Origin of the sequence: Allobosea massiliensis, from assembly GCF_042655245.1 — a bacterium.
Taxonomy (GTDB): Bacteria; Pseudomonadota; Alphaproteobacteria; order Rhizobiales; family Beijerinckiaceae; genus Allobosea; species Allobosea massiliensis.
In genome coordinates, this window is the sequence record NZ_JBHSLU010000148.1 from 23,574 (window position 1) to 47,929 (window position 24,356).

Here is a 24,356-nt window from a genome sequence, read left to right on the forward strand (position 1 = left end):
CTTACTCCGCCCGCAGCAGGATGTGTTTCTTCTTGCCGAAGGAGAGCTTGATCGCGCCCTCGGCAAGGTCGGCGGGGCCGAGCGTGGCGCGCTCGTCGGTGACGAGCGTGTCGTTGACGCGCAGGCCGCCGGCCTTGACCTGACGCCTCGCCTCGCCGGTCGAGGGCACAAGGCCGGCCTTGACGAAGGCGGTCAGCACGCCGAGCCCCGGCTCCAGCTCCGCCCGCGCGATCGCGACGCTGGGCAGATCGGCCGCGGTGCCGCCCTCTTCGAAGGTCTTGCGCGCGGTCTCGGCGGCGGCTTCCGCCGCCTCGCGGCCATGGACGATGGCGGTGATCTCGGTCGCCAGGATCTTCTTGGCCTCGTTGATCTCCGAGCCGCCGAGCGCAGCGAGCTTTGCGATCTCGGCGAGCGGCAGGCGCGTGAACACCTTGAGGAAGCGGCCGACATCGGCGTCCTCGGTGTTGCGGAAATACTGCCAGAAATCATAGGGGCTGAAGACGTCAGCATTCAGCCAGACCGCGCCATTGGCGGTCTTGCCCATCTTGGCGCCGGAGGCGGTCGTCAAGAGCGGCGTCGTCACGCAGTAGAGCTGCGGCCCGCCCATCCGGTGCGAGAGGTCGACGCCGTTGATGATGTTGCCCCACTGGTCGGAGCCGCCCATCTGCAGCCGGCAGCCATAGCGCCGGTTCAGCTCGACGAAGTCGTAGCCCTGCATGATCATGTAGTTGAATTCGAGGAAGGACAGCGACTGCTCGCGGTCGAGCCGAAGCTTGACCGAGTCGAAGGAGAGCATCCGGTTGACCGAGAAATGCCGGCCGACCTCGCGCAGAAACTCGACATAGTTCAGCTTCAACAGCCAGTCGGCATTGTTGGCCATCAGCGCGTCGGTTGGGCCCTCGCCATAGCGCAGGATGCGGCCGAAGACCCGCTTGATGCTCTCGATATTGGTCGCGATCTCCTCGACGGTCAGCAGCTTGCGCTGGTCGTCGCGGAAGGAGGGGTCGCCCACCATCGAGGTGCCGCCGCCCATGAGCGTGATCGGCCGGTGCCCGGTCTCCTGGAACCAGTACAGCATCGTCAGCGAGATCAGGTTGCCGATATGGATCGAGGTCGCGGTCGCGTCGTAGCCGACATAGGCCGTCTGCACGCCCTGACGGCAGAGCGTATCGAGGCCCTCCGGATCTGAGACCTGATGGATCAGGCCGCGCTCGTCGAGCACGCGCAGGAAGTCGGACTTGTAGGTGGTCATGGCTGGGTTCTCGTCGGGGCCGACAACTCGTCCACCGTCATGGTCGGGCTTGTCCCGACCATCCACGTCTTCTGGCGCCGGGCGCGGGGTCCAGGACGTGGATGCTCACCACAAGGGCGAGCATGACGGAGGGAAGCGTCAGACGCTTTCCTGCTCGCTCTTGATGATCTCGGGGCCGACCATGCGGTCGAGATAGGCGCCGACCTGGCTCATCAGCACGTCGACCTTGCCGTCGAAGAAGTGGTTGGCGCCCTCAACGACCGTGTGCTCGATTTGGATGCCCTTCTGTGTCTTCACCTTCTCGATCACAGCCATGACCTCCTTCACCGGCGCGACGCGGTCCTCGGAGCCGTGGACGAACAGGCCCGAGGAGGGGCAGGGCGCCAGGAAGGAAAAGTCGTAGCGGTTGGCCATTGCCGCGATCGAGAGGAAGCCCTCGATCTCGGGGCGGCGCATCAGGAGCTGCATGCCGATCCAGGCGCCGAAGGAGACGCCGGTGATCCAGCAGCTCTTGGCCTCGGGGTTCAGCGCCTGCATCCAGTCGAGCGCGGCGGCGGCATCCGAGAGCTCGCCCGCGCCGTGGTCGAAATGCCCCTGGCTGCGGCCGACGCCGCGGAAGTTGAAGCGCAGCGCCGAGAAGCCGCGATTCACGAAGGTGTAGAACAGGTTGTAGACGATCTGGTTGTTCATCGTCCCGCCGAATTGCGGGTGCGGATGGAGGATGATCGCGAGCGGCGCCCCCCGCTTCTTGGCGGGCTGGTAGCGTCCCTCGATCCGTCCGGCCGGGCCGTTGAAAATCACCTCTGGCATCGTCTCGTCGCCTTTGTGTTGGGCCCGGGCTTTCAAGGCGGGCCCTGCGGCGGCAGGAAGCCGCCGGAATGGCCCGGTCGCCCTTGACGGCCCCGCCGCTCGCGCCCTACATCAGGCGCTTAGAATGGTTCTAACGGCCGTGAACAAGTCGGGAACATCGGCGCGATCCTCTGAACGGAGGCAGCACCGCTCCCGGCGATGGCCGGTTCGGACGGGCGGCTATAGCACGGCGCAGGGGTGCGAATTCAAGCCTTTCGTGCCGGCGGCCCGGTGAAGCAGGAGCATCCGTAACCTTGTCCGTCGCGACGCGCGCCTATCTCGACCACAATGCCACGACCCCGGTTCGCCCCGAGGTCGTGCAGGCGATGCTGCGCGCGCTCGAACTCACGGGCAACCCGTCCTCCGTTCATGCCGAGGGCAGGGCAGCGCGCAGCGCGATCGAGACTGCGCGCGTCGCGGTTGCGGGCCTGGTCGGGGCGAAGGCCGCGAATGTCGTCTTCACCGGCGGCGGCACCGAGGCGAACGCGACGATCCTGTCGCCTGGCCTGATGGATTGCGACGGCGGCCGCGACTGCGTCCGCACACCCGCCTCGCTGCTGCTCCACAGCGCCACCGAACATGCTTGCGTGCGCGACGGCCATCGCTTCCCGTCGCAGGCGACGGAAGCGATCCCCGTCGACGCCGAGGGGATCGTCGATACGGCTTGGCTCGCGGCGCGGCTGGAGCGCTTCGCAGCCGAGCATACGGGCGCTCGGGCGCTGGTCTCCGTCCACCTCGCCAACAACGAGACCGGCGTGATCCAGCCGGTTGCCGAGATCGCGACGATCGCGAAGCGCTTCGGCGCGCTGCTTCACAGCGACGCCGTCCAGGCTGCCGGCAAGATCGCGATCGATATCGAGGCGCTCGGCGTCGATGTGCTGACGCTGTCGGCCCACAAGCTCGGCGGGCCGAAGGGCGTCGGCGCCATCGTCTTCCGGACGGGAGCGCTCGAACTCGCCGACAAGCCGCTGCGTGGCGGCGGGCAGGAGCGCGGCTGGCGGGCCGGCACCGAGAACGTGCCGGGCATCGTCGGATTCGGCATCGCCGCCGGCCTCGCGACCCAGGCCCTCGCTCAGGAGGGCGCGCGCCTCGCCGCCCTGCGCGACAGGCTGGAGGCCGGATTGCCGGCGCTGGCGCCGCAGAGCGTGGTCTTCGGCCGTGGCGCGCCGCGCCTGCCCAACACCTCCGCTTTCGCGACGCCGGGGCTGAGCGCCGAGACGACGCTGATCAAGCTCGACCTCGCGGGCGTCGCCCTGTCCTCCGGCTCGGCCTGCTCGTCGGGCAAGGTGAAGCGCTCGCATGTGCTGACCGCCATGGGCGTCGACCCCGTCATGAGCGCAGGGGCCTTGCGGGCGTCGCTGGGATGGACCACCTGCGAGCAGGAGATCGACCTTTTTCTCGCGGCCTATGCGAAAGCGCTGGCCGCGATCCCGGATCGGAGCGCACGGGCAGCCGCCTGACGCGTTCCGCAACACCAAGACCAGACCGGCGGGCCTTGAACCCGCGACAGGAGAGCAGACATGGCAGCGGTCCAGGAGACCATCGATCAGGTCAAGTCGATCGACGTGACCGAATACAAATACGGCTTCGTCACCGAGCTCGAGGTCGAGAAGCCGGCCAAGGGGCTGACCGAAGACACCGTCCGCTACATCTCGGCGCGCAAGAACGAGCCGGAATGGATGCTGGAATGGCGCCTCGACGCCTTCCGTCGCTGGAAGACGATGACCGAGCCGGCCTGGTCGCGCGTGCAATACCCGCCGATCGACTATCAGGACATCTACTACTACGCCGCGCCGAAGAAGGGCGCCGCGCCGAAGTCGCTCGACGAGGTCGATCCGGCGATCCTCGAGACCTACAAGAAGCTCGGCATCCCGCTCAGCGAGCAGGAGATCCTGGCCGGCGTGGCGCCTGAGAACCGCGTCGCGGTCGATGCGGTGTTCGACTCGGTGTCGGTGGTGACGACCTTCAAGAAGGAGCTGGCCCAGGCCGGCGTGATCTTCTGCTCGATCTCGGACGCGATCCACGAGCATCCGGAGCTGGTGAAGAAGTACCTCGCCACCGTCGTGCCGGTGACCGACAATTATTTCGCGACGCTGAACTGCGCCGTCTTCACCGACGGCTCTTTCGTCTACATCCCCAAGGGCGTGCGCTGCCCGATGGAGCTGTCGACCTATTTCCGCATCAACGAGCAGAACACCGGCCAGTTCGAGCGCACGCTGATCATCGCCGACGAGGGCTCCTATGTCAGCTATCTCGAAGGCTGCACGGCGCCCAAGCGGGACGAGAACCAGCTCCATGCCGCGGTGGTCGAGCTGATCGCGCTCGACGATGCCGAGATCAAGTACTCGACCGTCCAGAACTGGTATCCGGGCGATGCCGAGGGCAAGGGCGGCATCTATAACTTCGTCACCAAGCGCGGCGATTGCCGGGGCAAGAACTCCAAGATCTCCTGGACGCAGGTCGAGACCGGCTCGGCGATCACCTGGAAGTACCCGTCCTGCATCCTGCGCGGCGACGGCTCGCGCGGCGAGTTCTACTCGATCGCGGTGTCGAACGGCGCCCAGCAGGTCGATTCCGGCACCAAGATGATCCATCTCGGCAAGAACACGACCTCGAAGATCATCGCCAAGGGCATCGCGGCCGGCAAGTCGGACTCGACCTATCGCGGCATGGTCTCGGCCCACCGCAAGGCGACGGGTGCGCGCAACTTCACCAATTGCGACTCGCTGCTGATCGGCGACCAGTGCGGCGCCCACACCATCCCCTATATCGAGGCCAAGACCGCGACCGCCGTCTTCGAGCACGAGGCCACCACCTCGAAGATCGGCGAGGACCAGATGTTCTACTGCCAGCAGCGCGGCCTCTCCGAGGAGGAGGCGGTGGCGCTGATCGTCAACGGCTTCGTCAAGGAGGTGCTGCAGCAGCTCCCGATGGAGTTCGCCGTCGAGGCGCAGAAGCTGATCACGATCTCGCTCGAGGGGAGCGTGGGGTGATGAACGAGAACGTGGAAAACCTCGTGCTCGAACATTTACGGGCGATCCGCGCAGACATGGCCCGGCTCGCCGACAGCATGCGCACCATGCAGACAGAGATGTCGGCGATGCGCCAGCATCTCGCTGGTGTCGTGACCCTGCAGGAGCATGACCACGGCGACATTGCCGCGCTGAAATCCCGGGTGGATCGGATCGAAAAGCGCCTCGACCTGGTCGAATGAAGCACATCGACCGACCCGCCACGGTCGGGCTTGTGCCAACCGTTTCGCCACTCTTCAACGTTCAAGTCGCGGATACTCGGAACAGGACCGAGCATGACGCGACGGAAATCCGGACCTGAAAACCATGCTCGAAATTCGTAACCTCGTCGTCAAGATCGCCGACGAAGACAAGCAGATCCTCAACGGCCTCAACCTCACCGTGAACGACGGCGAGGTCGCGGCCATCATGGGCCCCAACGGCTCCGGCAAGTCGACGCTGAGCTATGTCATCGCCGGCAAGGAGGACTATGAGGTCCTCGACGGCGAGATCCTGCTCAATGGCGAGAACGTGCTGGAGATGGAGGCCGATGCCCGCGCCGCTGCCGGCATCTTCCTCGCCTTCCAGTACCCGCTGGAAATCCCCGGCGTCGCCACCATGACCTTCCTGAAGGCTGCGATGAACGCCCAGCGCAAGGCGCGCGGCGAGGCCGAACTGCTGACGCCGGACTTCATCAAGGCCGTCAACGGTGCCGCCGACAAGCTCGGCATCGCCAAGGACATGCTGCGCCGGCCGCTCAATGTCGGCTTCTCCGGCGGCGAGAAGAAGCGCATGGAAATCCTGCAGATGGCGCTGCTCTCGCCCTCCATGTGCATCCTCGACGAGACCGATTCCGGCCTCGACATCGACGCGCTGCGCATCGTCGCCGAGGGCGTCAACGCGCTGCGCGACAAGAGCCGCGGCTTCCTGGTCATCACGCACTACCAGCGCCTGCTCGACCATATCGTCCCCGACACGGTCCACGTCATGTCGAAGGGCCGCATCGTGAAGACCGGCGGCAAGGAGCTGGCCCTCGAACTCGAGAAGTCCGGCTACGCGGCCTATGTGGAGGCGGCCTGATGTCCGTCGTCACCCCGCTGAAGACGGCGGCCGAACAGGCGCTGAGCGCCCAGTTTGCCGCTGCCAAGGCCGAGCTGCCCGGCGCCCTGCCGGTCCGCAAGCTGCGCGAGGATGCCTTCGCCGGCTTCGAGGTCCGCGGCCTGCCGCATCGCCGGCTGGAAACCTGGCGCTACACCGATCTGCGCGGCCTGCTGCGTGAGGCCCGTCCGCTGGCCGAGACCGCGACGGTCAGCGCCGCGGTGCGCGCCCGCGTCGCGGCGCTGCCCGCCGGCGGCGTCCGGCTCGTCCTGGTCGACGGTGTCTTCGTGCCGGAACTCTCCACGCTGGAGGGCCTGCCGGACGGTCTTGCGGTCCACAGCCTCGCCGATGCGCTGGTGTCGGGTCGCGACGACCTCGCCCGCATCCTCTCCGGTCCGGGCGTCGCCAGCACCGATGCCGGGCTGATGCTCAACACCGCGCTGATGCGCGATGGCGTCTTCGTCGAGATCGAGGCCGGCACGGAGCTGGCGCAGCCGCTGACCATCCTCTCGCTCGCCTCGGGTGAGGAGGAGCGCGCGATCTTCCACCGCTCGGTCGTGCTGGCCGGTGCCGGTGCCAAGGCGACGATCGTCGAGATCAGCGAGAGCGTCGGCAGCGCCGCCTCGCAGATCAACGGTGCCATCGTCTTCGAGACCGGCGACGAGAGCGACGTGCAGCATGTCCGCGTGATCACGCGCCACCGGCCGGAGACCGTGCAGGTCCAGAGCCTGCTGGCGACCGTCGGCGGCCAGGCGAAGTTCGAATCCTTCGCACTGGTCTGGAATGCCGGCACGCTGCGCCAGCAGCATTTCGTCCGCTATGCAGGCGAGCACACGCAGATCGGCCTGCGCGGCGTCAGCCTGCTCGGCGGCAGCGAGCATTCCGACGTCACGCTGGTGATGGATCACGAGGTGCCGCACGGCACCAGCCGCGAGCTGTTCAAGTCGATCATCGGCGGCGAGGGCACCGGCGTCTTCCAGGGCAAGGTCATCGTGCGCCAGCATGCCCAGAAGACCGATGGCGGCATGAAGAGCAACGCGCTGCTGCTGAACGACGGCGCGACCATGTTCAACAAGCCCGAGCTGGAGATCTTCGCCGACGACGTCGTCTGCGGCCACGGCGCCACCGTCGCCCAGATCGACGGCGAGCAGCTCTTCTACCTGATGGCGCGCGGCCTGCCGCGGCCGCAGGCCGAGGCGCTGGTGCTGCAGGCCTTCGCCGGCGAGGCGGTCGAGTTCGTGCAGGACGAGGCGCTGCGCGAGATGGTGATGGGCGAGATCGAGGCCTGGCTCGCGGCGCGCGAGGCCTCCTCCGTGGTGAGTGCGATCTGATGCCCTACGTCAATCTGCAGATCACCAAGGGCGCGACGCGGGCCCAGAAGGCCGAGATCGTCAAGGCCTTCACCGACACGCTGGTCCGCGTGCTGGGAAAGAACCCGCAGAATACCCATATCGTGATCCAGGAGATCGAGCGCGAGGATTGGGGCCATGGCGGCGAGCTGGTCGCCGACAAGGCACCCGCTTCGCCGGGAAAGGCTTGAGGACATGAACGCGCCGGTGAAGCCCTACGACATCGAGGCGATCCGCCGGGATTTCCCGATCCTGTCGCGCGAGGTCTACGGCAAACCGCTCGTCTATCTCGACAACGCCGCCTCCGCCCAGAAGCCGGAGGTGGTGATCGAGGCGATGTCGCGGCTGATGCGCGAGGACTACGCCAACGTCCATCGCGGGCTGCACTATCTCGCCAACGCCTCGACCGAAGCCTATGAGGCGGCTCGCGAAAGCGCGCGCCGCTTCCTCAACGCCGCCCATCTCGAGGAGATCGTGTTCACGCGCTCCTCGACGGGCGCGCTCAACACCATCGCCTCCGCGCTCGGTCGCCATCTCCAGCTCGGCGAGGGCGACGAGATCATCCTCTCGATCCTGGAGCACCACTCCAACATCGTGCCCTGGCACTACTGGCGCGAGCGCCATGGCGCCGTGATCAAATGGGCGCCGGTCGACGAGGACGGCAACTTCCTCATCGAAGAGTTCGAGAAGCTGATTTCAGCTCGGACGAAGGTCGTCTCGCTGACTCATCTCTCGAATGCGATCGGCACCATCCTGCCGATTCCCGAGATCGCCGCGATCTGCCGCGCGCACGGCCTCCCGCTGGTCGTCGACGGCAGCCAGGGCGCCGTGCACCTGCCGGTCGATGTCCAGGCGCTGGGCTGCGACTTCTACTGCTTCACCGGCCACAAGACCTATGGGCCGACCGGCTCCGGCATCCTCTGGGGCAAGCGCGAATGGCTGGAGAAGCTGCCGCCCTATGAAGGCGGCGGCGAGATGATCGTCACCGTCACCGAAGACACGGTGACCTATAACGACCCGCCGCACCGCTTCGAGGCCGGCACGCCGGCGATCATCGAAGCCGTCGGTCTGGGCGCGGCGCTCGACTACATGATGGCGCTCGGCCGCGAGAACATCGCCGCGCATGAGGCGCGTCTCGGCGCCTACGCGATGCAGCGGCTCGGCGAGATGAACTCGATCCGCATCTTCGGCAAGGCGAAGAACAAGGGCGCCATCGTCGCCTTCGAGATGAAGGGCGCCCATGCCCATGACGTCGCCACCGTCATCGACCGGGCGGGGGTGGCGGTGCGCGCCGGCACCCATTGCACCATGCCGCTGATGGCCCGATATGGAGTGACATCGACCTGCCGGGCGTCCTTCGGCCTTTACAACACGCTGGATGAGGTCGACAGGCTCGTCGAAGCCCTGCAAAAGGCCGAAAGCCTGTTTGCCTGAGTAGGATTGCGATCATGACCGACACCGTCGCAGACGACATCAAGCCGAACGCCCCGACCATGGGCGCCGGCACGGCTCTGCCGCCGGAGGAGATCGACCGTCTGACCGACGACATCATCGCCGCGCTCAAGACGGTCTACGATCCCGAGATCCCGTCCGACATCTACGAACTCGGGCTGATCTACCGCGTCGATATCTCCGACGACCGCCACGTCGCCATCGACATGACGCTGACCGCGCCGGGCTGCCCCGTCGCCGGCGAGATGCCAGGCTGGGTCGAGAACGCCGTCTCGACGGTGAACGGCGTCTCCGGCGTCAGCGTCAACATGACCTTCGACCCGCCCTGGGACCAGTCGCGCATGTCCGACGAGGCGAGGGTCGCGCTCGACATGTGGTGAGGCTGGACGGTCCCTGAGCGGGCCGCCATAGTCGCGACCATGCGCTTCACGAAATGGGACTATGTCGCATTTCCCCTGCTCGCGGCTCTCGCGATCGGCGTTTTCTATGGTGCTTTGCGGCTGGTCGGTTTCTTTGGCCTCGGCATCATTGGCCTCGTCATCGGCTTCATCTCGGTGCGGATGGATCTCGAGCGTGACGCGGCGAGTTCCGATCCGCGCGTGCTCGAAGAGCAATTCAAGGCACGCGACCGCCTGTCGCGCGCGGAGCGGGCTGATTTCCAGGCCGGTCAGACGGCAAGGCTGAAGCCACTCTTCGTCGCGCAGGTCGTTGCGGCCGGGCTCGTCATCTTTGGCTTTGGCTTCCACTTCCTGCTCTGATCGAGCGACATCGGGCCGGTCGGGCTATTCCTGCTTGGTCGTCGACCCATCCCGATTGCGACCATGGCCGTTGCCGCTGGTCGCGTCGCCATCCCCCGATAGGACGACCGGGTTGGCGCTGGTGAGACCATCCTTGTTGGGATCGGGTGTCCCTTCGCCGTATTGCCCCGCCGCATCCTGACGAATGCGCTGCGCGACCGCGCCGGAATCGGAATCATAGGGCGCGTGCGGCCCCGTCTGGTGGGGTGAATCCGGGCTCGGTCCCGGACGGTGCTGATCTTGCTCGCCGGGCTGGCCGGGACGCCGCGGCGTATCGGGGCCGGGGTGGTGCTGGGTTGTCGCGTGATGGGTGCGGTCGCGATCGCTCATGGCGCTGGTCCTTCTGCCGCTGTCAGAAGAGCAACCGGCGGGCGAGGGGCTCTGTTCCGCCGCCGTGATCAGCGGCGGTGATCGAACGCATCTGCGAGCTTGATTATCGCGGCGGCGCGATCGGTGGCATCAAGCGCGCCAGGGCCGCATCTCTCGCGGCGGGGAGACGACCATGCGCCGCTATGCCTATGAGACCGTCGACGTCTTCACGGAAACCCGCTTCGGCGGCAACCAGCTCGCCGTCTTCACCGATGCGCGCGGCCTGTCGGACGCCGAGATGCAGTCGCTCGCCGCCGAGATGAACTACAGCGAGACGACCTTCGTCCTGCCTCCGGCCGACCCCGCCAACACGGCGCGGGTGCGCATCTTCACCCGCACCCACGAGATGCCCTTTGCCGGCCATCCCAATGTCGGCACCGCCTTCGTGCTCGCCCGCCATGGCCGCGACAGCGGCGGCGTGCTGCGCTTCGAGGAGATCGCCGGCCTCGTCACGGTGAAGGTCGCCAGTGACGCCACCGGCGAGATCACCGGCGCCACCATCGCCGCGCCGCAGCCGCTTTCGACCGGCGTCGAACTGCCGGCCGAGGCGATCGCGGCCTGCGCCGGGCTGAAGCCCGAGCAGGTGCTCACCGGCCGGCACAAGCCGGTCCGCGCCTCGGTCGGCGTCTTTTTCGTGCTGGCGGAGGTGGCGTCCGAGGCGTTGGCCCGCGCCACGCCCGATCTCACCGCCTTCCGCGCCCTGCGCGACGCCACGCCCGGTCTGGAAGGGCGACTGTCGCTGTTTCTCTATGTCCGCGACGGCCAGTCGATCCGCGCCCGCATGTTCGCGCCGATCAGCGGCACCTGGGAGGACCCGGCGACGGGCAGCGCCAGCGCGACGCTGGCGGCCCTGCTGCTGAAGCTCGACGGTGGCGACAGCGCGAGCTTCACCCTGACGCAGGGCGTCGAGATGGGCCGCCCGAGCCTGCTGAAACTGACGGCCAAGCGTGGCGACGACGGCATCCGCGCCACCGTCGGCGGCTCCTGCGTGCCGGTGTTCCGGGGCGAGGCGCTGCTGTAAGCCGTCATGGCGAGGAGGCCTTCGGCCGACGAAGCCATCCAAGCGACGTCGAGCATGGCCGCCCCCTGGATGGCGTCGCTTCGCTCGCCATGACGGCGGAGAGCGTCAGGGCGTGAGCCCCAGCTCCGCCCGCGCCCGCTTCGTCAGCCCCGCCGCGACCAGACGGTGGCTCTCGCGCAGATAATCCTGCAGCGCGTCATCCGGCATCGTCTCGTCGGTCAGGCGCTGGATCCAGCTCATGCCGCGCGAGGCGAGATAGGGCGCGGGGCGCAGGCCCGGCTGCTCCTTCAGGATGTCGAAGCTCGCCCAGGAGCATTTGAAGGTCACCGAGAGCGCGACGCCGTCATCGGTGCGGGCGATCGCGAAGACCTTGCCCCCGACCTTCCAGACATGGGCGCCGCCCCATTGCACGACGCTGCTCGTGGCCGGCAGGCCGGCACAGAAGGCGTTGTAGCCATCCAGCGTCATCGTTGGCCCCGCCTGCTTCAATAGCGCTCTGCGTCGATGCCATGGGCCGCGGCGGCCGCGACGATCTGAGACCAGGTCTCGTCGTCGAGCGGGATCCCGTCGCGCTCCCGGGCGATCCGGGTGGCTCGCTCGCTCTCGCCCGGCGTCAGCACGGGCTGGCTCTCGTCCTGCGGCTTCGCCGCCCGGACGAAGGCGAGATAGCTCTCGATGCGCTCGCGCCGCAGCGCCTCGTCCGGCTCCAGCCGGGCCGGGTCGATCAGGATGCCGAAGAGCGAATTGATGATCCAGCTTTTCGCCGGCTTCTGGTCGATGCGAGCCGCGCCCATCAGCCCCGCCGAGAGCAGCTCGGCGATCAGCGAGAGGCCCGCGCCCTTGTGGTCGCCGAAGGGCAAAAGCGCACCCAGCGCCTCGCCCTCGGCGAGCGCATGCGGGAAGACATGACGGGGCTCCGTCGTCGGGCGGCCCTCGCCGTCGATGATGAAGCCCGGCGGCACGGGCACGCCCTTGTTCAGCGCCACGCGCGCCTTGCCATGCGCCATGCGGCTGGTGGCGAAATCGAGGATGATCGGTTCGCCGCCCGGGACTGGAATGCCGATCGCATGGGGATTGGTGCCGAAGCGCGCTTCCTTCGCGCCATGCGGCGCCACGATGGGCGGGCGCCCGGCGACGTTGACCCAGAACAGCGAGATCAGCCCCTGCGCGGCGGCCGCCTCGGCATAATGGCCGATGCGGCCGATATGGTGGGCGTCGAGCAGGTTCACGATCGCGACGCCGCTCGTCTTCGCCATGGCCGATGCGCGGTCGACCGCAGACCGGGCGGTCGGCTGGCCGAGCGCGACAGCCGCATCGATGATCAGGAAGGGTGCCACCTCGAGCCGCGTCGTCGGCTGCGACTGCGGCGAGAGGTTTCCGTCGGCCAGCGACTGGAAATAGAGCGGCAGCATGCCGACGCCATGACTGTCATGGCCGCTGAGATTGGCCAGGACGAGATGGTCGGCAGTCTCGGCGGCGGCGGCCACGGGCCATCCTGCCGCGATGATCATCTCCCGGACGAGCCGGCGCAGCGATTCGGGGCGATGAGTGCGATAGTCCATGAGGGATGGTGCCGTGCCGAGCGAGAAAGGGGATGGCGTCACAGTGCATGGCAGCCGGTGGCACGCAACAGCGGTCGTGGCGGCCGGCCCTGCGCGCCCGTCTCTCGACCTTTGCTTCACCAATCCCTATGTAATGCGGTGCAATCTTGCTTCATCGGGCCTTGAACCCGATTGGGGAGGGACGACGGATGTTTTCGATACCCGGCCTGAAGGTCGTTTCGCTGACGGATGCCGCCGCCGCGCGCATTCGCGACATCATGGCCCAATCCGCCGCCGACACGCCGGCTCTCGGGCTGCGCGTCGGCGTGAAGAAGGGCGGCTGCGCCGGGATGGAATACACCTTCGAGGTCGCGCGCGAGGCCGCCAAGGGCGACGAGGTCGTGACCGAGAAGGGCGCGACGGTCATCGTCGACGCCAAGGCCGTGCTGTTCCTGCTCGGCACCGAGCTCGATTTCAAGACCGACCGCTTTTCCTCGACCTTCGTCTTCAACAACCCGAACCAGGTCTCGGCCTGCGGCTGCGGCGAATCGGTCGAGATCAGGCCCCAGACGGCTGCCGCCGCCGCGCCCTGAGCACGGCGACGCGGTTTCAGGCGACGCGGCTGGCCGAGTCGATCGCGTCCTCGGTGACGGTGCGGTTCCGGCCGGCGCGCTTGGCGGCCATCAGCGCCTGGTCGGCGCGTTCGGTCAGCGAGGCGGCCGTGTCGCCGCGGGCATAGGCCGAGACCCCGAGCGAGATCGTGATGCGGCCGAGATTCTCGTTGGTCGAGCGCTTGACCAGTTCTCGGGTCAGCAGGGCCTGCCGCACCGTCTCCGCTCCGAATTTGCCGGCGATCAGATCCGCATCCGGCAGGATCACGGCGAACTCCTCGCCGCCGAAGCGGGTGATGATCGCCTTGTCCTTGAACTTGTCCTTCATCGTCCGCGCCACCAGGCGCAGCACCTGGTCGCCCGTGAGATGGCCATGGGCATCGTTGAACTGCTTGAAGAAGTCGATATCGGCCATGACGAGGGCGAAGGGTTCGCGCCGCAGCGTCGCCTGATCGATCGATTTCTGGAGCATCTCCTCGAAATGGCGGCGGTTGGCGAGGCCGGTCAGCGGGTCGGTCAACGCCTCGGCCCGGGTCGATTCCAGCGCCTCGCGCAGATTGCGGATCTCGTTGGAGCTGTCGCGCAGCTGCGCCTCCAGCTTGGTCTTGCGCGTGACCTCCTCGCGCGTCGACATGACCAGCGCCTCGACCCATTCGCGCAGCTTCTGCCGGTCGGCCGGCGGCGGCACGTCCTCGGACATGGCGCAGAGCCGTCCATGGTAGCGCTCGCTGGAATCGAGCGCCTTGTCGACGAGCGCCATCAGCCCGTCGATCTCGCCGAGCACCTGCAGGCTGGTGCGCTCGGCGTGGCGCGCCAGACGTTCCGTGCTGATGAAGCGGTCATAGAGGTGGTCGATATCGGCGACGCCGACCTTGCCTTCGCTGCCGGTGATGATGGCGTTCATCGCCATGCTGATCGCCGGCATCTCGCCACTGAGATGGGCGTACCAGACCTCGAAGGCACGGGGGTAGGTCGGCGATCCGTGCTCGCGCATGGCCGCCACGACGCGCTCGGCGAGGTCGTCCTGCGGAGAGGGGGGCTGCGCGTGCTCGCTCATGCCTTCGTCGGTCCGGACGCGAGGCCAGAGCGCGGCGGGAGCCGCGAGAGCCTCGATTGCAAATCGAAGCGGGACATCCTGTCCGTCTGACCGGTGGCATGCGCCCGTCCGTGGGACGGCCGCTGGCCGCCTCACGACGTGACCTTAGGCAAGGCCGGTTAAAATGCCGTTGATCGCCCGCGCTCAGCCGACGCGCACGGGGCGCAGCAGGAAGGCCGGCACATGGTCGCCGAGCCCCTTCACCTTGGGGCCGTCATCCTCGTCGCGGCGGCGCGGCTCGACGCGGGGCGCACGCGGCTCGGCATGGCGCGGGGCGCGCTGCTCTCGAGGCGCACGCTCCTCGCGGGCGGCCGGTGCTGCAACGGCGGCCTCGCCGCGGATCTTGGTACGGGTCGGACCATCACTACCGCCGCGGCGGCGCGCCGGAGCGGCATCCTCCTCGCCGGCGGGGCGCTCGACCCGGATCGGACGCGGCGCGGCTTCGGGTTCCGCACGAGGGCCGCGCTCGGAGCGGCCGCGACCACGCTCGCCGCCACGACCGCGACGTTCGTCGCCCCGACCACCGCGGGAGGGGCGGTCTTCACGCGGGGCAGCGGGCGGCAGGTCGTCGAGACCGCGACCTTCTTCCCAGGTGATCGACTGGCCGATCAGCTTCTCGACCGCCGCAACGAGCTTCTCGTCATGGCGCGTGACGATGGTGAAGGCGGCGCCGAGGCGCCCGGCGCGGCCGGTACGGCCGATGCGGTGGACATAATCCTCGGCATGGGTCGGGACGTCGTAGTTGAAGACGTGGCTCACGGCGGGAATGTCGAGCCCGCGCGCGGCGACGTCGCTCGCCACGAGGATCGGATTCTCGCCGGTGCGGAAGGAATCCAGCGCCGCCATGCGGGCGTACTGGTCCATGTCGCCATGCAGCGAGACGGCCGGGAAGCCGTGCTTCTGGAGCGACTTGTGCAGCGTCGCGACATCGCGCTTGCGGTTGCAGAACACGATCGCGTTCTGCAGGTCCTTGGCTTCCTTGATGAGCTTGCGCAGCGTGTCGCGCTTCTCGAAATCCTGGCCGTTGGAGGCGATCAGCCGCTGCGTGATCGTCTTCGCCGCCGTCGCCGGGCGCGAAACCTCGACGCGCACGGGATTGTGCAGGAACTGTTCGCTGATGCGCGTGATCTCGGGCGGCATCGTCGCGGTGAAGAACAGGGTCTGCCGGGTGAAGGGCACCAGCTTGCAGACCCGCTCGATGTCCGGGATGAAGCCCATGTCGAGCATGCGGTCGGCCTCGTCGATGACGAGCAGCTCGACGCCGGTGAGCAGCAGCTTGCCGCGCTCGACATGGTCGAGCAGGCGGCCCGGGGTCGCGATCAGCACGTCAACGCCGCGGGTGATCTTGGCGTCCTGGTCGCCGAAGGAGACACCGCCGATCAGCAGCGCGACCGAGAGCTTCTGGTTGACGCCGTAGCGGGTGAAGTTTTCTTCGACCTGGGCTGCAAGTTCGCGCGTCGGTTCGAGGATGAGAGTCCGCGGCATCCGGGCCCGGGCGCGACCGTTCTCGAGGATCGTCAGCATCGGCAGGGTGAAGGCGGCGGTCTTGCCGGTACCGGTCTGGGCGATGCCGAGGACGTCGCGGCGGGCCAGTACATGCGGAATGGCCTGCGCCTGGATCGGGGTGGGCGTGTCATAGCCTGCGGTCGTGACGGCTGTCAGAACCTTTTCGCTCAGGCCGAGTTCGGCAAAGGACATCGATGATTGCGCTTCTTCAAGGGTCGGTGACACGTGGCGGGATGACCTGATCAACCGCGACGGTGGCGCGACGTCTGTGCCTGCGCGCCTTCGGACTGCTGTGCAATGCAGAAAAAGCAGGGCAAAGTCAATCAACTAGCGCCCTAAGGAGCCCGAATACCATGACTGAACCGCTTGTCCTCATTCCGGGACTGAATTGCGATGCGCGTCTCTACGCTCCGCAGTGGCCGGCTCTTGCGCCGGGACGCTCGGTCATGGTCGCCCACAATGATCGCGACGAGAGCCTGGGAGCACTGGTCGGACGCCTGCTGGCGGCGGCACCGGAACGCTTCGCCCTCTGCGGGCTCTCCATGGGCGGCTATGCAGCTTTCGAGGTGATGCGGCAGGCGCCGCAGCGCGTCACGCGCCTTGCCCTGCTCGACACGACCGCCAAGCCTCCGACCCCGGAAACCAATGCTCCGCGTGAGCAGATGATTGCGCTCGCCGAGAAGGGCGCCTTCGACAACGTCACGACGCTGCTCTGGCAGAAGCTGGTGGCGCCGTCGCGCCTCGCCGACGAGGAATTGCGTCTGCTGGTGCGCGCCATGGCCGAGACGGTGGGGCCCGAAGGCTTCATCCGTCAGCAGCGCGCCATCATGGGCCGGCCGGACTCGCGGCCTGGCCTTTCGGCCATCGCCGTGCCGACTCTGGTGCTGGTGGGCGAGGAGGATGCGATTACGCCGCCGGCCGAGGCGACGGAGATTGCCCAAGGTATCGGTGCGCAGGCGCGGCTCGTCATTCTGCCGGGCTGCGGCCATCTCGCGACGCTGGAGCAGCCCGAGGCCGTGACGGCAGAACTGCTAGCCTGGCTCGGCTGAAGATCAGCGCGGGACGACGCAGGGGTCGAGCTTCGTCTCCGCCGCCTTGCGCAGCGAGCCTGTGGTCATCGGGTCGCTCTTGTTGCCGGTGGCGGCCGCGGCGACCTGCGCCAGCCGCTCGCGGTCGAAATGGGCCGTCTGGTTCGAGACGAAATTGGCGGCGAGCACGGAGAGGAAGGCGATCGCCGCGCCGGCCTTGGCGATGTTGGCGACGAGCGTGCCGCGCTCGTTCTTCCAGAAGAGTTCGACGAGCCGCATCGGGCCCTCCCGCATCAGGGGGCATCCCCCAGCCCCGATGCGGAGATTGTGCGCCGCCAGCCGTAAAGGGAGGGTTAGCGAAACCTTCCAGCGATCGCTCGAATGCGGCTGATCTCATGCGCCCGGCGGGCTTAGCCCCTCGAGCGCGGCGCGATGGTCGCGGAACAGCCGGCGCAGCGCCGCCAGCACGGCGACGACCGCCGGCCGCTGCCGCGAGACCTCGTGCGTCACCAGGAAAATCTCGTCGGCGGTGAGGTCTGGCGGCGGCTCGAGGCGCCGCAGCAGCGGGTCGGTGTCGCCCATGAAGCAGGGGACCATCGAGACCGCGCCGGCCGAGCGCACGCTCTCGTAGCGCGCGGCGGAATCGCCGACCCGGGCCGCGATCGGCCGCCCGGCCGCATAGCCGAGGATGTGCTCGTCGATGCGCGAGGAGGTCTCGCGGCTGACCGAGATGATCGGCGCGCGCGCGGGATCGACATCGCGGCGGACATAGAGCGCCTGGACGAGGCGCCCGACCTTCTGACCAAAATGACCCGGCTCCTGCGGGATGCGGCTCATCCGCACCGCGATGTCGGCCTCGCCCCGCGCGAGATCGAGACGTTGCCGCGTGCTGATGATGACGATCTCGACGCCGCCGGCGCCGGCCGAGATCGTGCCGGCATGCTTGGTCAGGAACAGGCTGATCGAGGTCGTCGCCGTCACCCGCACCGGAGCCGAGGCCTCCGGGCGCTCCGCCCGGGCGCGGCTGGCGAAGCGGGCGACCGCGGCCGCGACACCCTCCGCCTCACGCGCCAGCGCCGCGCCGGCCTCCGTCGGGATCAGCCGGTTGGCGCCGCGGCGGAAGAGCTGCAGGCCGAGACGCTGTTCGAAGGCCTTGAGCCGGCGTGCCGTCGTCGCCTCGCTCAGCCCGAGCCGGACCGCAGCCAGGGCCAGCGACCCGCTCTCGGCGATGGCGTGGAAGATGCCGATGTCGTCCCAGCCGGGCGCCGCCAGATCGCCGTCGCGTCGAGATGCAGCGGAAGCAGCGGGCCCCATCGGATCAGCGCCCCGTGGCGGAAAGGATGGTCGGCGAGACCGTCGGGATCATGGGGCAGGGGCGTTCGGGGTGGGGCGGGGCAAGGCGGTTCGTGCGACATGCCCGGATCATGGCCGGCGCGAGCGTGCCCGGCAGCCCGACAGCTTTGCCGGCCAACCCGGCAGGAATGCGGGGCTCAACGCGCCGCGGGGCCTCCGCCCAAATCACAGGTCGATCAGTTCGCCGGCGAAGGCGGCACGCTCCTGGATGAAGAGGAAGCGCGCCTCCGGCTTGTTGCCCATCAGCCGCTCGACCGTGTCGGAGGTCTCCTCGCGCGCCTCATGGTCGACCATGACCTTGAGCAGGATGCGCTTGGACGGGTCCATTGTCGTCTCCTTGAGCTCGGCGGGCATCATCTCGCCGAGACCCTTGAAGCGGCCGATCTCGGGCTTCTTGCCCTTGAACACCGTCGCCAAGAGTTCGTCCTTATGGGCGTCGTCGCGGGCATAGACGGATTTGCCGCCATGGCGCAGCCGGTAGAGCGGCGGGATCGAGAGATAGAGATGCCCCTTCTCGATCAGCCGCGGCATCTGGCGCCAGAAGAAGGTGACCAGCAGCGAGGCGATATGCGCGCCGTCGACATCGGCGTCGGTCATCACGATGACCTTCTCGTAGCGCAGATCGTCCTCGCGGAACTGGCTGCCGATGCCGCAGCCGAGCGCCAGGATGAGATCGGCGAGCTGCTGGTTCTGGTTGAGCTTCTCGCGCGTCGCATTGGCGACGTTGAGGATCTTGCCGCGCAGCGGCAGGATCGCCTGCGTCGCGCGATTGCGCGCCTGCTTGGCGGAGCCGCCGGCGGAATCGCCCTCGACGATGAAGAGTTCGGAGCCCGCGGCGCCGGCATTGGAGCAATCGGCGAGCTTGCCGGGCAGCCTGAGCTTGCGCGTCGCGGTCTTGCGCGAGACCTCCTTCTCGAGCCGGCGGCGCAGACGCTCCTCGGCCCGGTCGACCGACCAGTCGAGCAGCTTGAGCGCCTGCTGCGGCGCCTGGGCGAGCCAGTGGTCGAAGGCATCGCGCACTGCGTTCTCGACGATGCGCGCGGCCTCGAGCGTCGCGAGTTTGTCCTTGGTCTGGCCCTGGAATTCGGGCTCGCGGATGAACACGGAGAGCATCGCCGCGCAGGTCGCCATCACGTCGTCGGAGGTGACCTGCGCCATGCGCTTCGACTGGCCGATGCGCTCGGCATGGTCGCGCAGGCCGCGCAGCAGCGCGATGCGCAGGCCCTGCTCATGGGTGCCGCCTTCGGGCGTGGGAATGGTGTTGCAGTAGGAGGAGGCGAAACCGTCCTCGCCCGTCGCCAGCCAGGCGACCGCCCATTCGAGCGAGCCATGGCTCCCCTCGCGGGTGATCTTGCCGGCGAAGATCGGCTCGGCGACGAGGTCCTTGCCCTCGATCTCGCGGGCGAGATAGTCGCGCAGGCCGCCGGGGAAGCGGAACACCGCCTCCGCCGCGACATCGCCTTCCGGTTTCAGCAGTGACGGTGCACAGCGCCAGCGGATCTCGACGCCGCCGAAGAGATAGGCCTTGGAGCGGGCCATGCGGAACAGGCGCGCCGGCACGAAATGCGCGCCTTCGCCGAAGATCTCGGCGTCGGGATGAAAGCGCACGCGGGTGCCGCGGCGGTTGGCGACGGGCCCGACCGTCTCCAGCGGTCCCTGCGGCAGGCCGCGCGAGAACACCTGGCGATACAGAACCTTGCCGCGCGCGACCTCGACCTCGAGCCGGTCCGACAGGGCGTTGACCACCGAGACGCCGACGCCGTGGAGGCCGCCGGAGGTCTCATAGGCCTTGGAGTCGAATTTTCCGCCGGCATGGAGCGTGGTCATGATGACCTCGAGCGCCGACTTGCCGGGAAACTTCGGGTGCGGATCGACCGGGATGCCGCGGCCATTGTCGGTCACCGCGATCGAGCCGTCCTCCAGCAGTTCGACATCGATGAAGCTGGCATGGCCCGCCACCGCCTCGTCCATGGCGTTGTCGATGACCTCGGCGAAGAGATGGTGCAGGGCGCGCTCGTCTGTGCCGCCGATATACATGCCGGGCCGGCGCCGGACCGGCTCCAGACCCTCCAGCACCTCGATGGCGGAGGCGTCGTAGCCGGTCTCCGACAGCGTGCCGTTGCGCGGCGGCGCGGCGGCGGCCGGCTGCTGGCGCACGGCAGCCGCGGTCGCGGCGCGCGCCGGCTTCGACGCCGCAGCTGCGGTCATAGGCGCCGCACCATCGGGCTGGCCGCCGAAGAGATCGCCATTATCCGCCATGTCGGTCCGCAGTCCCCGATTCGCCAGGGGTGATGATAGCCCAGATGGCTCCCCGGACGCGTCTGGGCCCTGTCCTACAGCGACGCCGCCTCGCTGGGAACCGGCCTGTTCAAGCCGCGTTAAGGCAGGGTGCGGCAATGTTGTCGCAATGACGACCGGCGGCCGCTGTCAGCGGTCACGACGCCGGCGCCGAGGTGAGGGGGAACGACATGGCCCAGATGGGATCGCGGATCACCTTGCAGGGTCTGGAACGGGCGGCGCGCTGCGCCGGCGAGGCGTTCGGCCATGATGTCGTCGGCACCGGCGAAGGTCCTTCGCAGACCGGCTGGCGGGCTAGGCTCTCGGCGGGGCTGTCCGCCATGGTCGGAAGGCTGGTTCCCGGCATCCGCTGACCCCGCCTGTCCGGGAATACAGCCGCGCGGCCACGGCAAACCATCAACCTTTTCGCGCTAGCCTGCGCGCAAAAGGGGATGCTGTGCCCATGCGTTGCGTCATTGTCAGCGATTTCGGTGCCGTCAATGGCGGCGCGGCCAAGGTGGCGATCGAGAGCGCACGCGGCCTCGCCGAAGCCGGCGTCGATATCGTCTTTGCCTGTGCGATCGGCCCCGTTTCGCCTCGCCTCGACCATCCTCGTATCGAGGTCCGACGTTTCGAGGGCGAGGAGATCTGGAAGGTCGGCGGCCGCATCGCCGCCGCCCGGCAGGGCATCTGGAACGGCGCGGCGCATGCGTTCCTGACCACGCTGCTCAGGCAGCAGCCGCCCGGTACCATCGTTCATCTGCATCAGTGGACCAAGGCCTTCAGCCCCGCGGCCATCGCAGCCGCGGGCGGCAGCGGACTGCCCGTTACCATCACGATGCACGACTATTTCTCGTTCTGCCCGACCGGCGGCTATTTCGACTTCAAGGTGGGGCGCCCCTGCGGACGCCGACCGATGTCGGGCGGCTGCATGGCGGCGAACTGCGACCGCGAGAGCTACGCCCACAAGCTCGTCCGCATCGCGCGGCAATGGCGCTCCGACGAATCGATGAGGGCGCTGGCCCGGCCGCTCTTCATCCATGTCAGCGATTTCGCCCGGGACGTCGCCCGCCCGTTCCTGCCGCGCCAGGCCCGTCACATCGTCGTCGAGAACATGATGGAGGCGCAGAAGCGCCCGCCGGCCGATGTCGGCGCGAACCGGCATGCGCTGTTTCTGGGGCGCTTCACCCAGGAGAAGGCCGGCGACATCCTGGCCCGGGCGGCGCAGCAGGCGGGCATGCCGGTACGCTTCGTCGGCGAAGGCCCGCTTCGTAGCGAGATCCTGCAGGCCAATCCCGCCGCCGAAATCGCCGGCTGGCTGCCGGCCGACCGCGTCTTCGAGGAGATCGAACGGGCCCGTTGTCTCGTCCTGCCGTCGCTCTGGTACGAGCCCGGGCCGCTGGTCGTGGCCGAGGCCCGCTCGCGCGGCGTTCCGGTCGTGCTGTCCCGCACCACCGGGCCGGCCGGCTGGATCCGCGACGGCGAGGACGGGATCCTGATCGAGGGCGGCGATGCCGACGGCCTCGCCGCCGCGCTCTCCCGCTTGCAAGACGACGAGACGGTTTCCCGCATGGGAGCCGCAGCCTACCGGCACTACTGGGCCGACCCGCTGACGGTCGAGCGCCATGTCGCGCGCACCATCGCCGCTTACGCGACCCTTGCCGACGCATCGCAGACGGCGGTCGCGGCCGCCTGACCGCAGCGATAGCCTGCGCCGCTGGCGCATCGAGACAAAAAACGGCCGGGGTGTCGCCACCCCGGCCGCAAAGGTGGACCGCGAAACGCACGGTCGGGAGGAAGCTCGCGGCCGGCCTCGGAGGCCGGCCGAAATCCTCAGTAGGAGTAGTACATCGCGAACTCGACCGGGTGCGGCGTCATCTCGAAGCGCGCCACATCCTGCATCTTCAGTTCGATATAGCTCTCGATGAAGTCGTCGTTGAAGACGCCGCCGGCCTTGAGATAGGCGTTGTCCTTCTTGAGCGCCTCCAGCGCCTCGCGCAGCGAGCCGCAGACCGTCGGGATCTTCTTCAGCTCGCGCGGCGGCAGGTCGTAGAGATCCTTGTCCATGGCCGGGCCCGGATCGATCTTGTTCACGATGCCGTCGATGCCGGCCATCAGCATGGCCGCGAAGGCGAGATAGGGGTTCGCCATCGGATCGGGGAAGCGGACCTCGACGCGCTTGGCCTTCGGCGAGGTCGTCCACGGAATACGGCAGGAGGCCGAGCGGTTACGGGCCGAATAGGCCAGCAGCACCGGCGCCTCATAGCCCGGGACCAGACGCTTGTAGGAGTTGGTCGACGGGTTGGTGAAGGCGTTCAGCGACTTGGCGTGCTTGATGATGCCGCCGATGTACCAGAGGCACTCCTGCGACAGGTCGGCATACTTGTTGCCGGCCATGATCGGCTTGCCGTTCTTCCAGATCGACTGGTGGACGTGCATGCCCGAGCCGTTGTCGCCATAGATCGGCTTCGGCATGAAGGTCGCGGTCTTGCCGTAGCTCTGCGCGACGTTGTGGATCGCGTATTTGTAGACCTGCATCTGGTCGGCCATCAGCGTCAGCGTGTCGAACTTCATGCCGAGCTCGTGCTGGGCCGAAGCGACCTCGTGATGGTGCTTCTCGACCTTGACGCCCATCGCCGCCATGGCCGCGAGCATCTCGCCGCGCATGTCCTGCGCCGAGTCCTGCGGCGGGACGGGGAAGTAGCCGCCCTTGGTGGCGATGCGGTGGCCGAGATTGCCGCCCTCGTACTCGGTCATGCCGTTGATCGGCAGCTCGACGTTGTCGAGCTTGAAGCCCGTGTTGTACGGGTCGGCGGCGATCTTGACGTCGTCGAAGACGAAGAACTCGGCCTCGGGGCCGACATAGATGGCGTCGCCGATGCCGGTTGACTTCAGATAGGCCTCGGCCTTCTTGGCCATGCCGCGCGGGTCGCGGCCATAGGGCTCGCCGGTCGCCGGCTCGAGCACGTCGCAGGTGATGACCATCGTGGCCGCCGAGAAGAACGGATCCATCACGGCCGTCGTCGGATCGGGCATCAGCAGCATGTCGGACTCGTTGATCGCCTTCCAGCCGGCGATCGAGGAGCCGTCGAACATCGTGCCCTCGGCGAAGATGTCCTCGTCGATCATCGTGACGTCGAACGTCACATGCTGCCACTTGCCGCGCGGGTCGGTGAAGCGGAAGTCGACATATTTGACGTCGTTGTCCTTGATCGCCTTGAGGACATCCTTGGCGTTCTTCATCTCAGCATTCCTCTTATGGTCGTTTCTCAACTCATGCGATCCGCGGGGTCCTATGACCGCCGGGCCGACGAACTTGCGGGTCGGGATGAGCCCTCAGATCGCGTCCGCGCCGGTTTCTCCGGTGCGGATGCGGATCGCCCCCTCCACCGTCGATACAAAAATCTTGCCATCGCCGATCCGGCCGGTCTGGGCGGCCTTCATAATGGCCTCGATCGCGCCGTCGACCATCTCGTCGGCCAGGACGATCTCGATTTTGACCTTCGGCAGGAAGTCGACGACGTATTCGGCGCCGCGGTAGAGCTCGGTGTGGCCCTTCTGCCGCCCGAAGCCCTTGGCCTCGAGAACGGTGATGCCCTGCAGGCCGACCTCCTGAAGCGCCTCCTTCACCTCGTCCAGCTTGAACGGCTTGATGATCGCTTCGATCTTCTTCATGCGCCGACCGGCCTCCTTGCGCCGAAAGGGGTTCCGGATGGTCCGGGACCCGCCGTTTCCGCCGAATTGCC

General features: G+C 67.8%; 26 protein-coding genes. 14 read left to right on the forward strand and 12 right to left on the reverse strand.

Going from position 1 to position 24,356, the window contains the following annotated elements; all coding sequences use genetic code 11:
- Position 1: 1 nt before the first annotated feature.
- Together tyrS and ACFPN9_RS28070 are read right to left on the reverse strand one after the other, a co-directional pair.
- A complete protein-coding gene (tyrS, locus tag ACFPN9_RS28065; protein WP_066718440.1) occupies positions 2 to 1,252 on the reverse strand; it encodes a tyrosine--tRNA ligase in 1,251 nt (416 codons plus the stop codon).
- 138 nt (positions 1,253 to 1,390) lie between these two features.
- Positions 1,391 to 2,062, reverse strand: a complete 672-nt coding sequence (locus ACFPN9_RS28070) for an alpha/beta hydrolase (RefSeq protein WP_066733696.1) — start codon at positions 2,060 to 2,062, stop codon at positions 1,391 to 1,393.
- 293 nt (positions 2,063 to 2,355) lie between these two features.
- On the opposite strand from ACFPN9_RS28070, the gene ACFPN9_RS28075 reads away from it, so the two are divergent.
- From ACFPN9_RS28075 to ACFPN9_RS28115, 9 genes are all read left to right on the forward strand, one after another.
- Positions 2,356 to 3,561 (forward strand): cysteine desulfurase family protein, encoded by a 1,206-nt coding sequence (locus ACFPN9_RS28075; protein WP_377817964.1) that lies wholly within the window; start codon positions 2,356 to 2,358, stop codon positions 3,559 to 3,561.
- 60 nt (positions 3,562 to 3,621) lie between these two features.
- Positions 3,622 to 5,094 (forward strand): Fe-S cluster assembly protein SufB, encoded by a 1,473-nt coding sequence (gene sufB, locus ACFPN9_RS28080; RefSeq protein ID WP_066718431.1) that lies wholly within the window; start codon positions 3,622 to 3,624, stop codon positions 5,092 to 5,094.
- Entirely contained in the window at positions 5,094 to 5,315 is a 222-nt protein-coding gene (locus tag ACFPN9_RS28085) for a hypothetical protein (RefSeq protein ID WP_066718428.1), read from the forward strand. Before sufB ends, ACFPN9_RS28085 begins: the two co-directional genes overlap by 1 nt.
- 124 nt (positions 5,316 to 5,439) lie before the next feature.
- Complete coding sequence (gene sufC, locus ACFPN9_RS28090; RefSeq protein WP_066718426.1) at positions 5,440 to 6,192, forward strand: Fe-S cluster assembly ATPase SufC; 753 nt, start codon at positions 5,440 to 5,442, stop codon at positions 6,190 to 6,192.
- Positions 6,192 to 7,541 (forward strand): Fe-S cluster assembly protein SufD, encoded by a 1,350-nt coding sequence (gene sufD, locus ACFPN9_RS28095; RefSeq protein ID WP_377817965.1) that lies wholly within the window; start codon positions 6,192 to 6,194, stop codon positions 7,539 to 7,541. The genes sufC and sufD overlap by 1 nt, the downstream gene beginning before the upstream one ends.
- Positions 7,541 to 7,750: a tautomerase family protein gene (locus tag ACFPN9_RS28100; RefSeq protein WP_066718420.1), complete on the forward strand. Its 210-nt coding sequence runs from the start codon at positions 7,541 to 7,543 to the stop codon at positions 7,748 to 7,750. Before sufD ends, ACFPN9_RS28100 begins: the two co-directional genes overlap by 1 nt.
- 4 nt (positions 7,751 to 7,754) lie before the next feature.
- Positions 7,755 to 8,993: an aminotransferase class V-fold PLP-dependent enzyme gene (locus tag ACFPN9_RS28105; RefSeq protein WP_066718418.1), complete on the forward strand. Its 1,239-nt coding sequence runs from the start codon at positions 7,755 to 7,757 to the stop codon at positions 8,991 to 8,993.
- Between the two features lie 59 nt (positions 8,994 to 9,052).
- Positions 9,053 to 9,391, forward strand: coding sequence for an SUF system Fe-S cluster assembly protein (locus tag ACFPN9_RS28110; RefSeq protein WP_245282388.1), 339 nt, complete (start codon positions 9,053 to 9,055; stop codon positions 9,389 to 9,391).
- A 39-nt stretch (positions 9,392 to 9,430) separates the two neighbouring features.
- The gene (locus tag ACFPN9_RS28115) at positions 9,431 to 9,769 is read left to right on the forward strand and encodes a hypothetical protein (RefSeq protein ID WP_066718410.1); all 339 of its coding nucleotides are present in this window, start codon (positions 9,431 to 9,433) and stop codon (positions 9,767 to 9,769) included.
- 24 nt (positions 9,770 to 9,793) lie between these two features.
- Here ACFPN9_RS28115 and ACFPN9_RS28120 read toward each other — a convergent pair whose 3' ends face one another.
- Complete coding sequence (locus tag ACFPN9_RS28120; RefSeq protein WP_156446460.1) at positions 9,794 to 10,138, reverse strand: hypothetical protein; 345 nt, start codon at positions 10,136 to 10,138, stop codon at positions 9,794 to 9,796.
- A gap of 172 nt (positions 10,139 to 10,310) precedes the next feature.
- Here ACFPN9_RS28120 and ACFPN9_RS28125 point away from each other — a divergent pair, with 172 nt between their 5' ends.
- Positions 10,311 to 11,198, forward strand: coding sequence for a PhzF family phenazine biosynthesis protein (locus ACFPN9_RS28125; RefSeq protein ID WP_066718407.1), 888 nt, complete (start codon positions 10,311 to 10,313; stop codon positions 11,196 to 11,198).
- 105 nt (positions 11,199 to 11,303) lie between these two features.
- Here the strand turns inward: ACFPN9_RS28125 and ACFPN9_RS28130 are convergent, their stop codons facing one another.
- Both ACFPN9_RS28130 and ACFPN9_RS28135 read right to left on the reverse strand, forming a co-directional pair.
- On the reverse strand, positions 11,304 to 11,666 hold the full coding sequence (locus tag ACFPN9_RS28130; protein WP_066718404.1) for an MmcQ/YjbR family DNA-binding protein: 363 nt from the start codon (positions 11,664 to 11,666) through the stop codon (positions 11,304 to 11,306).
- A 17-nt stretch (positions 11,667 to 11,683) separates the two neighbouring features.
- Positions 11,684 to 12,760, reverse strand: a complete 1,077-nt coding sequence (locus tag ACFPN9_RS28135; protein WP_377817966.1) for a malate/lactate/ureidoglycolate dehydrogenase — start codon at positions 12,758 to 12,760, stop codon at positions 11,684 to 11,686.
- A gap of 188 nt (positions 12,761 to 12,948) precedes the next feature.
- Here ACFPN9_RS28135 and ACFPN9_RS28140 point away from each other — a divergent pair, with 188 nt between their 5' ends.
- Positions 12,949 to 13,332 carry a HesB/IscA family protein gene (locus tag ACFPN9_RS28140; RefSeq protein ID WP_066718398.1) on the forward strand — a complete coding sequence of 128 codons (384 nt, stop codon included), beginning with the start codon at positions 12,949 to 12,951 and terminating at the stop codon, positions 13,330 to 13,332.
- A gap of 16 nt (positions 13,333 to 13,348) precedes the next feature.
- On the opposite strand, the gene ACFPN9_RS28145 is transcribed toward ACFPN9_RS28140, so the two are convergent.
- On the reverse strand, positions 13,349 to 14,407 hold the full coding sequence (locus ACFPN9_RS28145) for a GGDEF domain-containing protein (protein WP_066718395.1): 1,059 nt from the start codon (positions 14,405 to 14,407) through the stop codon (positions 13,349 to 13,351).
- Positions 14,408 to 14,590: 183 nt separating this feature from the next.
- Positions 14,591 to 16,144 carry a DEAD/DEAH box helicase gene (locus tag ACFPN9_RS28150; RefSeq protein ID WP_066718393.1) on the reverse strand — a complete coding sequence of 518 codons (1,554 nt, stop codon included), beginning with the start codon at positions 16,142 to 16,144 and terminating at the stop codon, positions 14,591 to 14,593.
- Between the two features lie 161 nt (positions 16,145 to 16,305).
- Between ACFPN9_RS28150 and ACFPN9_RS28155 the strand changes: the two genes are divergently transcribed.
- Positions 16,306 to 17,001, forward strand: coding sequence for an alpha/beta fold hydrolase (locus ACFPN9_RS28155; protein ID WP_066718390.1), 696 nt, complete (start codon positions 16,306 to 16,308; stop codon positions 16,999 to 17,001).
- A 3-nt stretch (positions 17,002 to 17,004) separates the two neighbouring features.
- Here ACFPN9_RS28155 and ACFPN9_RS28160 read toward each other — a convergent pair whose 3' ends face one another.
- From ACFPN9_RS28160 to parE, 3 genes are all read right to left on the reverse strand, one after another.
- Positions 17,005 to 17,259: a hypothetical protein gene (locus ACFPN9_RS28160; protein ID WP_156446459.1), complete on the reverse strand. Its 255-nt coding sequence runs from the start codon at positions 17,257 to 17,259 to the stop codon at positions 17,005 to 17,007.
- A gap of 114 nt (positions 17,260 to 17,373) precedes the next feature.
- Positions 17,374 to 18,294, reverse strand: coding sequence for a LysR family transcriptional regulator (locus ACFPN9_RS28165; protein WP_066718385.1), 921 nt, complete (start codon positions 18,292 to 18,294; stop codon positions 17,374 to 17,376).
- A gap of 204 nt (positions 18,295 to 18,498) precedes the next feature.
- Positions 18,499 to 20,592: a DNA topoisomerase IV subunit B gene (parE, locus tag ACFPN9_RS28170; RefSeq protein WP_066724554.1), complete on the reverse strand. Its 2,094-nt coding sequence runs from the start codon at positions 20,590 to 20,592 to the stop codon at positions 18,499 to 18,501.
- 209 nt (positions 20,593 to 20,801) lie between these two features.
- Here parE and ACFPN9_RS28175 point away from each other — a divergent pair, with 209 nt between their 5' ends.
- Entirely contained in the window at positions 20,802 to 20,984 is a 183-nt protein-coding gene (locus ACFPN9_RS28175; protein WP_066724552.1) for a hypothetical protein, read from the forward strand.
- Positions 20,985 to 21,073: 89 nt separating this feature from the next.
- Entirely contained in the window at positions 21,074 to 22,306 is a 1,233-nt protein-coding gene (locus ACFPN9_RS28180; RefSeq protein ID WP_377817967.1) for a glycosyltransferase, read from the forward strand.
- 137 nt (positions 22,307 to 22,443) lie between these two features.
- On the opposite strand, the gene glnA is transcribed toward ACFPN9_RS28180, so the two are convergent.
- Both glnA and ACFPN9_RS28190 read right to left on the reverse strand, forming a co-directional pair.
- Complete coding sequence (gene glnA / locus ACFPN9_RS28185; RefSeq protein WP_066724542.1) at positions 22,444 to 23,853, reverse strand: type I glutamate--ammonia ligase; 1,410 nt, start codon at positions 23,851 to 23,853, stop codon at positions 22,444 to 22,446.
- Between the two features lie 93 nt (positions 23,854 to 23,946).
- On the reverse strand, positions 23,947 to 24,285 hold the full coding sequence (locus ACFPN9_RS28190) for a P-II family nitrogen regulator (RefSeq protein ID WP_066724541.1): 339 nt from the start codon (positions 24,283 to 24,285) through the stop codon (positions 23,947 to 23,949).
- Positions 24,286 to 24,356: the final 71 nt, after the last annotated feature.